This is a genomic window from Domibacillus sp. 8LH (assembly GCF_038806185.1).
Lineage (GTDB): Bacteria > Bacillota > Bacilli > Bacillales > Domibacillaceae > Domibacillus > Domibacillus indicus_A.
On the sequence record NZ_JAVJNG010000026.1, the window covers coordinates 35,639 to 48,449 of the forward strand.

General features: G+C 38.3%; 10 protein-coding genes and 1 rRNA gene. 2 read left to right on the forward strand and 9 right to left on the reverse strand.

Translation table 11 applies throughout. The annotated features are described in order from the left end of the window. Positions 1–51: 51 nt before the first annotated feature. From RG959_RS20210 to RG959_RS20245, 8 genes are all read right to left on the reverse strand, one after another. Positions 52–1,017, reverse strand: a complete 966-nt coding sequence (locus tag RG959_RS20210; protein ID WP_342798650.1) for an ABC transporter permease — start codon at positions 1,015–1,017, stop codon at positions 52–54. A 15-nt stretch (positions 1,018–1,032) separates the two neighbouring features. After that, positions 1,033–2,016, reverse strand: coding sequence for an ABC transporter permease (locus RG959_RS20215; protein WP_342798651.1), 984 nt, complete (start codon positions 2,014–2,016; stop codon positions 1,033–1,035). Further along, the gene (locus tag RG959_RS20220) at positions 2,013–3,548 is read right to left on the reverse strand and encodes a sugar ABC transporter ATP-binding protein (protein WP_342798652.1); all 1,536 of its coding nucleotides are present in this window, start codon (positions 3,546–3,548) and stop codon (positions 2,013–2,015) included. Before RG959_RS20220 ends, RG959_RS20215 begins: the two co-directional genes overlap by 4 nt. 37 nt (positions 3,549–3,585) lie before the next feature. Further along, complete coding sequence (gene rbsK, locus RG959_RS20225) at positions 3,586–4,536, reverse strand: ribokinase (RefSeq protein WP_342798653.1); 951 nt, start codon at positions 4,534–4,536, stop codon at positions 3,586–3,588. After that, complete coding sequence (rpe, locus tag RG959_RS20230) at positions 4,533–5,222, reverse strand: ribulose-phosphate 3-epimerase (protein WP_342798654.1); 690 nt, start codon at positions 5,220–5,222, stop codon at positions 4,533–4,535. Before rpe ends, rbsK begins: the two co-directional genes overlap by 4 nt. A gap of 188 nt (positions 5,223–5,410) precedes the next feature. Beyond that, positions 5,411–6,994 (reverse strand): response regulator transcription factor, encoded by a 1,584-nt coding sequence (locus RG959_RS20235; RefSeq protein WP_342798656.1) that lies wholly within the window; start codon positions 6,992–6,994, stop codon positions 5,411–5,413. 1 nt (position 6,995) lies between these two features. After that, entirely contained in the window at positions 6,996–8,849 is a 1,854-nt protein-coding gene (locus RG959_RS20240; RefSeq protein ID WP_342798657.1) for a cache domain-containing sensor histidine kinase, read from the reverse strand. Beyond that, entirely contained in the window at positions 8,839–9,885 is a 1,047-nt protein-coding gene (locus RG959_RS20245) for an autoinducer 2 ABC transporter substrate-binding protein (protein ID WP_342798658.1), read from the reverse strand. The genes RG959_RS20240 and RG959_RS20245 overlap by 11 nt, the downstream gene beginning before the upstream one ends. Before the next feature lie 551 nt (positions 9,886–10,436). On the opposite strand from RG959_RS20245, the gene RG959_RS20250 reads away from it, so the two are divergent. After that, positions 10,437–11,783, forward strand: a complete 1,347-nt coding sequence (locus RG959_RS20250) for an MFS transporter (protein ID WP_342798660.1) — start codon at positions 10,437–10,439, stop codon at positions 11,781–11,783. Positions 11,784–12,030: 247 nt separating this feature from the next. Continuing rightward, on the forward strand, positions 12,031–12,621 hold the full coding sequence (locus RG959_RS20255) for a YitT family protein (RefSeq protein ID WP_342798661.1): 591 nt from the start codon (positions 12,031–12,033) through the stop codon (positions 12,619–12,621). 88 nt (positions 12,622–12,709) lie between these two features. Here RG959_RS20255 and rrf read toward each other — a convergent pair. Continuing rightward, positions 12,710–12,811, reverse strand: a 5S ribosomal RNA gene (gene rrf, locus RG959_RS20260); the annotation flags it as partial.

The following is a 12,811-nucleotide window of genomic DNA, read 5'->3' on the forward strand; positions in this document are numbered from 1 at the left end:
TTAGTAGTACGCTTTATTTGATCTGACTTATTCAGGTAAATCCTTTTGTTGTTATGCAGCTGATAATTGTTTTTGTTTTTTTTCGTCCAACTTTGATTTCACAAAGTTAATGACAAGCACTCCTACTAAAATAACCCCCATCATTACGGTTACAATTGAACGAGGAACTCCAAGAAGATTCAACCCACTGGACAACATTTGGAAAATAATCACTGCATATATAGTGCCCATGACTTTTCCATAGCCTCCTTGAATTTCAGTCCCTCCCAGAACAGCTGCTGCTACACTTTGCAGAAGATAGGATGAACCCAAATCTACTTTTACTGTATTGTAGCGAGAGGTCATGATAATTGAAGCGATCGTCGCCAGCAAAGCCGCGTATAAATACACTTTCATTAAAACCCGGCTGTTGTTCACGCCTGAAAACAGTGAAGCGATTGGGTTGCTTCCAACCATATAAACGCTTTTTCCCCATCCTGTTTTCGTTAATAAAATACCGGTAACAACGGCGAAAATAATAAAGATAATCATCGATAACGGAACAATTCCCATATAGTATCCATTTCCGATTAAACTGTAAGCTTCACTAAACCCAGAAATCGAGTTTCCTTTTGTAATGCTTAATATAATGCCTTCAAATAAAACCATTGTGCCCAGTGTCACGAGGATTGGTGACACCCCGATTTTTGAAATAATAAATCCATTGAGAGATCCGCACAAAAGACCGACTACTACACCTGCTAAAATAGCAACAATCATTGGATATCCGTTGCTCGACATCGTTGCAATCGCCACCCCTGATAGGGCTGCCGTATAGGTGATGGATAAATCAATCCCTCCTGTTACAATGACCACCATCATTGCAAGTGCAATTAATCCAAACTCAGGAAGCTGAAACATCATGTTATTTAAGTTGTTAGAAGACGTAAATTCAGGAACTGTGATACTCATTAAAATAAATAAGGAAATGGCAATGAGGCCTAGTATATTTTCTTTAGTCAGTGATATCTTTTTCATTTTTTCACCTCTTTCTTATGCTTCTACTTCGATTTTTGACAGCTTCTCTTGAGAGCGTTTGTATTGAATATGATCATAAGAAACCGCTAACAAAATAATGATTCCAGTAAACACTTTCTGCCAGAATGTATCAATTCTCGCCAGAATCAGTCCATTTTGTACAATACCGAGAAGTAGAACACCTAAAATTGTTCCCATTACCGTGCCTCTTCCTCCCATAATATTGGCTCCTCCCAAAACAACGGCTGCAATAACCATTAATTCAAGACCAAGCATTCCATTAGGATCAACGGCTTTTGTGTATGCAGTTTGGGCAATGGCAGCAATTCCTGCTAAAAACCCCATATAAGAAAAAACGAAAATTTGAACTTTATCAAAGTTAATTCCTACGCGGACAGCAGAATCCTTATTTCCACCAATCGCCATTACCTCCCGCCCAATTAATGTGTATTTCAGCAAATACCAGGTCAATAACGCTACCGCAATAAACATAAGAATAACAATTGAAATTCCAAAAACCTCGAAGCTTGAGAATTTCAAGAAAACACTTGGAAAGCTGCTGCTGTTTAGGTACTGCCCATTGGTAATGTATAAAACTAAACCATTGATGATACTCATCATACCGAGTGTTACTACAATCGCCGGAATTTGAATTTTTGCTACTAAAATTCCATTTATCGCACCTAGTATAATGCCAAGCAATGGTCCAATTAAAAATAATAGAAGAATGGAAATCGGGCTATCTGGCATCATAATCATTATTTTTCCTAAAATCACACATACGGCGCTTGTGACAGCTGCAACCGACACATCAATCCCACCGGTAATAATGACCATTGTCATTCCGATAGCCAATATGCCGAGAACAGCATTTCCTTTAATCACGTCCAGTAAGTTGTCTGCTGTAAGAAAAACAGGACTGATAAATGCAAGTATAATACTGAGCAAAATGACAATCATGGCAATACTGACTTCTTTTGACTTTAAAATACTATTCATGCCGGAGCCTCCTCTTCATAAAGCTCTTCTGCTTTAGGACCAAGCAGTGCGTAGTTCATAATATTTTCTTGTGTGGCTTCTTCGATGCCGACTTCTCCTGCTATTCTTCCATGCCTCATAATTAAAATCCGGTCGCTTACAGCAAGAACTTCTGGCAGTTCGGATGAAATCATAATAATCCCCATCCCTTCTGCAGCCAGTTTTCTCATCAGCTTATGAATTTCAGATTTTGCACCAATATCAATTCCGTTGGTTGGTTCATCAATAATTAAAATTTTAGGTTTTGTTGAAAGCCATTTTCCGATAACTACCTTTTGTTGATTGCCACCGGATAAATCTCCTGCTGCGCGGTTCGGAAGCGCGGGACGGACATCGAGTGTTTCAACATAATGCTTGGCTAGCTGGACTTCTTTTTTTCGATCAATTAATTTAAATTTATTGCGAAGCTGTTTTAAAACAGGAAGTGAAATATTATTAATGATAGACTGTCGAAGAACAAGCCCTTGCGTTTTTCGACTTTCCGGCACATAAGCAATCCCCTTCTTCACCGCATCTTCAGAGGATTTAATGACAACTGTTTCTCCATTTATTTTCAGCTCTCCTTTATAAGGACGATTCACCCCAAAGATTGCTTGGGCGAGTTCTGTTCTCCCTGATCCGACCAAACCGGTAATTCCAAGAACTTCTCCCTCTTTTAGTTCAAATGTAATATCTTTAAAGTTTCCTTCTTTAGACAACCCCTTTACTTCCAGTAACGTTTTGCCTGTCTTGACTTTTTCTTTGTTTTTCTCATAAAGAACCTGACGCCCTACCATCAGCTGAATAAGTTTATCTTCGTTTAATTCTTCGGTATCGTAAGTGCCTACATATTTTCCATCTCGCAAAACCGTAAAACGATCCGAAACAGTGAAAAGTTCTTTTAATTTGTGACTAACAAAAATAATAGAAATGCCTCGATTTTTCAGATCATCAATTACTTTATATAGCTTTTCTACTTCACCTGAGGATAAAGAAGAAGTCGGTTCGTCCATAACAATAAGTTTTGAATCAAAAGCCAATGCTCTGGCAATTTCAATAAGCTGCTGCTGGGCTATGCTCAATTTCTCAACCGGTGTGTGGACATCTATTTCAACCCCTAGCTCTTTCAGCGCTTTTTTTGCTTTATCTTCCATTTCATTCCACTTCATTTTTTTCCAAGGTTTTTTATCGCTGTCCCGTCCGATATAAATGTTTTCTGCTACTGACAAATTTGGAAATAAGCTTAAATCCTGATAAATGATTGAAATACCTTTTAAAGTTGCATCAATTGGCTTTTGAATTTCAGCTTCCTTTCCTTCAAAGTAAAATGCTGCACCCGGATCCGGCTTGTAAATGCCAGCTAAAATTTTAATTAAAGTTGATTTTCCAGCACCGTTTTCTCCAATTAGTGCATGTACTTCTCCTTTTTTAACTTCAAGCATTACATTATCCAATGCTTTGACGCCTGGAAATGTCTTACTTATATTTTTCATTTGAAGTAAATAGTCTTTCACTGCTTTCACCTCTTTAGCTAAATATAGGAAATTCTTTTTATTGAAGCTGGGTTCGATAACCATTTAGTCCGTGTTCTTGGCAAAAAGCTGTTACTTCTTCCAATGTCGGAAGGCCTTTTTGTGCTCCAGGTTTCGTTACTTTCATGGCTGCTACAATGGCCGCAAACTGAGCTGCTGATTCCAGCGCTTCTCCTTCTGCCACAGCACAAGCTAATGCACCTGCGAATGAGTCTCCAGCTCCCACTGTATCAACTGCTTGGACGGGAATAGGATCTACAAAGAATGTTTTTCCTTTTTGATAAACCAGCGCTCCTTTGCTTCCCAGCTTGATGATGCTGTTTGAAACACCCAACTGATGATCAAAATACACCCCTGCTTTGTATGCGCTTTCTATTGAGTCAATTTTGATTCCCGTCAGCTCGTAAGTTTCCTGGGCATTTGGTGTAATGACATCTGCATACTGAAGAGCTTCTATTGTTACACCTGCAGCCGGTGCTGGATCGAGAATCACAAACATTTCTTTTTCTTTTGCCAGCTTTACGGCTTGAAGAATCGTTTTAGATGGAATTTCCATTTGAATAAGAAGCACGCTTCCTGCTTCGACATCTTTAAATTTTTCAATGATGTCTTCTTCTCTCAGTTCATCATTGGCTCCCTTGATAACGAGCATTGTATTTTCAGCAGTTTTGTCAATGGTAACCAGAGCACATCCAGTCGCTTTACTCTCCGTGTATGTTAGCAGCGAAATATCTACATTATTCTCTGTCAATGTTCGAATCACTTCCTGTCCAAATGCATCACGACCAACCGCTCCGATTAACTGAACCTGTTTGCCAAGCTTTGCACAGGCTGTTGCTTGGTTTGCTCCTTTCCCGCCACTAAACATTTGCATGCTGTGACCAAAAACGGTATCTCCGTGAACAGGATATTGATCCGTTGTTGCGACAATGTCCATATTAATACTTCCTACCACAACAATTGACTTCATATCATTCCCTCTTTTTGTGGGTTTCTTTGTTCAAGAAAAGTGTTAAGCTGCTGAACAGCTTCTTTTAAAGAAAGCTCTTTTTTAAATAAGCAAGATGTTCCGCATACAAGCATATCTGCTCCGTTTTTTATAACCTCAGGTATGGTATGAAATCCGATATTACCATCCACTTGGATTTGGATGTTATATCCTTCTTTATCAATTAACTCCCGTAGCCTTTGAATTTTTTTGTACATAAGCGGAATGAATTTCTGCCCAGCAAAGCCTGGATTCACTGTCATGACTGTTACATAGTCTACAACATCTAATACATATTCAAGTTCTTCAACTGGTGTTGAAGGATTCAGAGCCACTCCTGCTTTTATTCCTTTGTTTCTCAAGTTCTGCAGTATCCTTTGCAAATGAGTAGCTGCTTCTGCATGAACGGAAATCATATCAGCTCCTGCTTCAATAAACAGATCAATATGGTCTTCTGGTTTCATGACCATTAAGTGAACATCAAATGGCTTATCTGTGAACGGCCTGATTTGTTTAATTAAATCCGGTCCCATTGTAAAATTTGGAACAAATAAGCCGTCCATTATATCCAGGTGAAAAAAATCAACTCCTGCCTGATCTAGTTCTCTGACAGTGCTTTTTAAGTTTCCCATGTCCGCACACATAAGTGATGGTCCAATTGATGTCATAATCATAATCCCCCATATTCATACCTGATTTTTCAAATCACTGGTTAATAAAGCGTTTTAATTTGTTATCTATACTATATTGAAAGCGTTTACCTTTGAGTAGGAGAGAAAATTCGGATAGGGGTGAATTTATTCGGTACATTTTCATTTTTTGAAATACAAACAAAAAAAGCCCCATTAGGAGCTTTTCAACCGTATTCATGCATTTCTCTAAATTCAGAAGGTCTCTTTCCTGTCCATTGTTTAAACAAACGGCTGAAATACTTTGTGTCTTGATAACCTACTTTCGCGGCAATGTCGTAAACTTTCAAATCGGTATGAATAAGCAATTCCTTCGCTTTCTTAAGACGCTCATTTGTCACGTAATCTAAAACAGTTTCCCCTGTCTGGTTTTTAAAATATTCACAAAAGTACGTTGCATTTAAGTGCACATGGGCTGCAATTTGCTTGATAGTAATGCCTTGCTCAAGGTGCTCCTGTATCCAAACTTTGGCTCTTTTTACTGGATCCCCCTGTTCATTGTGCGCAGCTTCCCTCTTGTCCCTCATTTTTTGCATCCATATTTCTGTGTCGAGTTTTAGCTTTTCAAAAGAAGAAGCTTCTTCTGTAATTTTAAATGCTTCCTGAATTAATTCCGGCAGTTCATTCAAACCATCCTCTTTAATCCAACAGTTAATAATCCTTATACATAAATAACGGACAGATTCTTGTATCAAAAATGGTGAAGATGCTTCCTTTAAAGAAGCAAAAAATTGATTGAATGCCTGCTCTGCTTTATCTTCTCCATGCTCCATTGCTTCTACCGTCTCTTCTGCCCATTTGTAAATAGCTGGGGGAACTTCTGTGATTTTATTATAAGAAATACGCTTCAATGATTCTGTTTTAAAAAGTTTATTGCCTCCCTGAACCATACGGAACTGGAGGGCTGAACGCAGCTCATCTTTAATATTAGTTAAAAGAGAGAGATCTTTAAATGGATCGCTCAAAGCGATAGAGATGGTAAAAGGCGTTGAACGCTTGACAGCTGATTTAAGCCTCAAACACTCTGGCTCAATGTTTTCCTTATCAGGGTCTTTGATCAATACCCAATAGGCATACTGACTGTTTTTCCACAGCCAATACTGACTGCTTTTTTGGGCTTCTTTAATTAGATCCTCAATTTTCTTATCCCACAAATTCCAATCTTCCGAGGATACAGCCTGCTTTTTAGCTAAAATCTGATCCACTCCAAGGTAAAGCAGATAGTAAGTCCCTTCTGGGAACTGACGAAACCACTCAAGGAAAGATAAATCTACACTGTCTTTTGAGGTGGCATCATTTAGCAGCTGAAGCTGACGTTCAACAGTCAATCTAACCAGCATTTCTTCCGCTTTCTCATATTTCTCCCGCTCTGCTCTAATTTGAATTACCTGTTCTTGTATATTGAGCAGAAGCTGCTTAAATTTATTCCGATCAATCGGCTTTAAAATATAATCCGTGGCCCCTTCTCTTAAAGCTGTTTGAACGTATTTAAAATCATCGAAACCACTGATAATAATAGAAAAAAAATCATTATTTTCTTTTTTTAGTTCTCTGACAAGCGTCAGTCCATCCATAAGAGGCATTTGAACATCTGTAAATAATACATCAATAGGCTGTTTTAATTGATGAATAGCCGTATAGGCTTCTTGTCCATCCGAGTAAACTCCTGCTATTTCCCAATTTTCAATTCCTGTTTTGATTAATCGCTCAATTCCTCTTCTAATTCTTGGCTCGTCATCAACAATGGCCACCCTAATTTTCTCCATTTTTTTTATTCAGCTCCTCTCGTTTCATAAGTATAGCTGCTTGATATGAATCAATTTTGGGAATACGCATGAGAATTTTCGTGCCTTCTTCTTCCTTGCTGGTAATTTCCAACTTATACTGTTCTCCAAAAATCATATTAATTCTCGCATTAACATTGATGACACCGAATCCTGAATCACGCCCAGCCAATGGGTCAGATTGAAGCCTTTCGTTTAACTGTTCCAATTTTTCAAAGTCGATTCCAGGGCCGTTGTCTTCAACTATTAACAGAATTTCATCATTTTCTTTATATCGTCTATCTTCTAAAATATGAATAAAAAGCGACAATTCTTTTCTTTTTTCAAGCCCATACTTAATCGCGTTTTCAACAATCGGTTGTAATACAAACTTGGGTACATAATAATTAAGCAGGCTGTTTTCTTTCTCAATGTTAAATTGCAGCCGATCTTCAAAACGAAATTGCTGAATTCGAAGGTAATCTTCGATATGTTGAACTTCATTCTGAATACTGACTAAACTATCTTTATTACTTAGTGAAAAACGAAGCATCCTTCCAAGCAATGTCAGCATTGTAACAACTTCGTCTATTTCCTCGTCTTCTACTGCCATACTGATTGTTTCTAATGTGTTGTACATAAAGTGCGGATTAATTTGGGATTGAAGAGCATATAACTCTGCTGTACGCTGCCTTAGTTCAATATCGTAATTTCGCTGAATCAATTCTCTGATTTCAGCAAGCATCGAACTAAAGCTTTTCGCTAGAATTCCTACCTCATCATTTGAATGTATTGGAATGTCGACAAGTAAATCTCCCTTTTCCACTTTTTTCATAATGCTCCCTAACTCATAAAGAGGCCGTGTAACCTTCCAAGCAAAAGAAATGGAGATAAAAGTTGTTACTAACGCAAAAACCATAAAAACAAAAATGGTTGCATTTCGAACAAGATCTGTTTTCTCTGTTAAATTTTTAATTGGCATGCTGTGAACCAGCACCCAGGCAAGTTCTCTGGATTCGCTTACACTGACAAGAGATTTTTCTCCATCCTGGTTTTTACGAAAGCTTCCATTCAAGATGGGATATTCACCAATTTCCGGATCAATAGAACCGATTTTTGACTTTTTTGTGTGATAAATAATATTTCCTTTTTTTGTCGCAATCCACATTGTTACGTTTTTTTCTTGCTGCAGTTCTGCAAGAAATTCTTCAAAGAAAGATACGTCAACGGCGATATAAATCGTTCCTAAGTTTTTTCTGTTGTCAAAATCGGTTATTTGTTTGACCAGCATAAAATAGGAAGGAGATCCTTCGAATGACAGATTTGCTTGATTAGGCAGAATAAGCTGCATTCCTCCTAAAGAACTCAGCGCATCTGCATAAGGAAGTGTTCCATCATTAAAGCCAAAATTTTTATAGGGAATAGTAGTACTTGCAAAGACGTGATTTTTAGACACTAGGAAAGCCCCTAAAATAGTTGCAGAGCTGTTTTGTAAATAGGTTCTTGTTAAATAGTTTTTTACAATGTATTCATTGCGCAGCTTTTTCGACTGGCTGCTTGCTGCACTATCTCGTAAAACAGTCATTACATCCCCTGACTGATAAATAAGGTCTGGAAAATATTCCATCTTCCGTATTTCGTTTTCAATCTTTTCATTTACTTGTTCTACGAGGCGAGGTACATATTCGCCTACTTCTTCTTGAATAGATTGCGTGTATTGATAGTAGGCAATAAACCCGAGAAATCCCATTGGGACAATTGTAAGTAATGTATATGTAAAGATAAGTTTCGTTGTCAGGGGAGAGGCTTTTATTTGTCTGTTAAATATATGTTTAAAAATCATATTGATCCACATTTTCCTTTGTAAAATCGATCGGCTGACCCATAATTACCATATCACCATCATATTCGATATTTCCGATTTTCCTGATGCTTTTTCCATGATATGGCCACTCGCCATCCAATAAACTTTTGGCCATTGTAACCGTTAAATAACCTAGCTTTTGCGGACTCCACAGGGTAATAGTTTGGGCTGATCCTTCTTTTAAATAGTCCCTCATTAAATTAGGGGTTGAGGTACCGACAAAAGCTATTCTCTCTGTGTTGCCGAGGTCTTTTAGTGCTTGGGCGATTGCTGGTGGAGTAACGGTTGACAGCCCGATCATTCCTTCTAAGTTTGGATAATTCTTCAATACTTTTTTTGTAACATTGTATGCTTTGTGAATATCTTCATTTGTATATTCAATTTTCACCAGCTTCATCTTTGGATAATATTCTCTCTGATGAAGTTGCAGCCAAGCTGTCCACTCATTTAAATTTGCTGCATTTGGCGATCCTGTTAAAATGGCATATTCTCCTTGTTCCTGCATTTCCATAGCAAGTAAGTCCATAAGATGACGTCCCATTATTTCAGGATCAATCATATTAATGAAAAATTCTCTTTGTTTTGGATCTGTATCTGAGTCCCATGTTAAAACTTTAATACCTTTTTCCTGCGCATCTTGCAGTACGGAACCCAGTTCTACGGGATCGTTTGCAGAAACTGCAATTACATCAACATGCTGATCAATTAAGTCTCTAATCACTTCGGCTTGCTGTTTAGGATCAGGTGAAGAGGGTCCTTTAAAAATTACTTTCACTTTTAAATCTTCACCTGCTTCCATCGCTCCTTCTTTAACTGCAACAAAATAAGGAATTTCTTCTACTTTAGGAACTAATGCAATTGTATAAATCTTTGACTTCTTATTTTCGTTTATAGTCTCTTTAGAAAGTCCTGGCTCGGTATCATTGTAGATGACTTCATACTTCTTTTGTACGTTGCACGATGTGAGTAATAAAAGACAAAATAGAAGGATAAATAAAACTAGCTTTTTATACATATCTTTATGAACCCTCTCTTTAATTAAATAAGTGTGTGCTCAACTCATTGGTAAGCGTTTTCAAATAAACGACCGTAAAATGCTGCTATTCTTTATTGAAAAAACAAAGTCTCTAATTTTCTAAGTAATAGTCAAGGAGTTAATTGCACTACTTTAAAAAATGCAAATTATCATTTATAAAAAATGCTACTCTTTTGCCTATATAATAAAAAGTTTATATCAAGCAAGAAACTATGCTTATTGTACTAATTTTAACTAGATAATTAGTACTTCTATTATAATTCTCTTCATTTTTAAAAATTCCTTTTGGGCTCACTCTTTTATCTTTAGAAGGTTATTTTATTAAGTATATAATTTATGACATATTCAATTAAATGTCTAATTCTTTTTTTACTATATGAAGCGGACACCTGACAAACGGCTTATTCGCTATAACTTTTAGCTATAAGTACTTATCAAAATTAAGCGTTACACTATAACTATATACCCGTGGTATGATACGAACACAACCAAAAAGAAAAAGGTAACCAGACACGGAGAGGAAGAAAAAATTGCATAAAGTAAATGCTTCTGATGTTGTAGCGGCAAGCCGCTTCAACAAATTTCATTTAGTTGTTTTTTTATGGTGTGTATACGCCATTGCATTTGATGGTTTTGATATTGCTATGTACGGGATCGGTCTTCCATTAATGATGGCTGATTTCGGCTTAACGCCGGTTGAAGCTGGCAGTATTGGAAGTTATGTATTGGTCGGCATGATGGCCGGTGCCTTTATATGTGGGCCACTTGCCGACACAATCGGACGCAAAAAAGTTCTGGCCATCTGCATGTTTTTATTTAGTGTTTTTACTTTTCTCTCAGGCCTTGCGCCAAATGCGACGGTCTTTACCGTCATGCGTGTCATTGCAGGAATCGGGATGGGTGGTTTGATGCCTAACGTGATTGCCCTGATGACTGAGTATTCCCCGAAAAAAAACCGGGCACTTATCGTAGCCACCATGTACTGCGGTTATTCGGTTGGAGGCATTTTAGCGGCACTGATTGGGATGTCCGTTATGCAGGATGTGGGCTGGAGAGTGCTTTACTGGCTTGGCATTATTCCATTATTCACCCTGCCTCTATTCTTAAAGAAATTTCCGGAATCTCTGTCGTATTATATCTTGCGCGGACAGGGAGATAAACTTGCGGACATTTTAAATCGTGTTCATCCTGGCGGAAATTATAAAGAAACCGACGATTATGAATATGCAAGCGCAAAAGAAAATGCAAAAGGATTTCCGGTCAAGAAATTATTCATCCATCATCGTGCGTTGAGCACATTTGCTTTTTGCCTTGCTGTGTTCAGCTGTTTGCTTATGATTTACGGCTTAAATACATGGCTGCCAAAAATTATGCAGGAATCCGGCTATGCCCTGTCATCCAGCCTTTCATTTAGCTTAGTGCTTGGCGTCGGCCAAATAGGCGGTTCTCTATTAGGTGGATATTTTATCGACCGTGTAGGACACCGGAAAGTGTTGATTTCCATGTATTTGCTTAGCGCTGTTTGTTTTATTGCCCTGAGTTTTACATCTAATATCCTGCTTTTATATGCTTTAATTGCGCTTGGCGGTGCCTGTACGGCGGGAACACAAAATTTATCAAACCCTTATATTTATGAGTTTTATCCAAAAGAAGTACGGGCAACTGGCGTTGGCTTCGCCGTTGGGATCGGCCGGATCGGAGCAATTGCAGCACCGATATTGATCGGTTTTTTACTGGCCACCAGTCTGGCACCACAAAATGCTTTTATCATGTTTGCTGTTCCGAGTCTTCTTGGAGCCCTTGCTTTTACTCTGGTTCGTGAAAAATACGGAAGCTTTGACCGGCTGGAGACACTTCAAGATCAAAGAGCAGGCTGAACAATCATGACAGCAGCTATATGCCATTAAAAGAAATGAAAATAAAAAGGATGACCTTAGTCTACAGACCCGAAGACTTAAAGGTCGTCCTTTTTTAGCTGGCTGGCCAAAGATGCCGATCCACACTTTAGACAGGACAGGTGACAAAAGATTCTTTTCTCCAAAAGCCCCATTAAATCATGAAATTTTTAACTCCTCGCTGCATATAAACCTCATATGATTTAAAATTTACTTTCAGAGGGCAGGGATGACGATCTTTCTTCGCAAATTTATTTCCATTCTAATTGGAAGCTTTTTTATTGCAGTGGGCATTAACTTCTTCCTTGTTCCCTCTGAGCTGCTGGACGGCGGAGCGATTGGCATCGGGCTCGTTTCTCATTACGTGACAGGAGTACAAGTGGGACTAGTCATTATTTTAATCAATATACCGATTTTTATTTTTTCCTGGTTTTACAACCGCTCTTTTTTTTATAACAGTCTCCACGGCATGCTTTTTTCGTCTTTTATGATTGATTTATTTTATCCTCTGCACGCTATTGGGGAACAATTTAACATTCCCATTGTGTTTGCCATTCTTGGAGGGATTATGGTCGGTCTTGGTATTGGCTGTATGCTCTGGTTTAATACAAGCGTCGGTGGAACAGATCTCCTGGGTCTCATGTTTGCGAGACACAGAAATTTAAACCCAGGCGTCATCATTTTTATGATTGATTTTCTTATTGTTTCTATCGGAAGTATGATTATTTCAGATGGTTCCATTTTCTTATCCTGCCTCACTGTCACATGTGTTGGCATTACCACGAGCTTGGTGTCGGCAATGAAACAGGAGGAACAGTAACGGTTTATATTTTGCTGAGCTAGAAGGTATCTTAACCACTTTTTGAGACAACAAAAAAGAGGACAAGCTTTCGCTGTCCTCACTGTTTGCCTGGCGGCGTCCTGCTCTCACAAGGGGAAACCCCCAACTACCATCGGCGCTGAAGAGCTTAACGGCCGTGTTCGGGATGGGAACGGGTGTGACCTCTTCG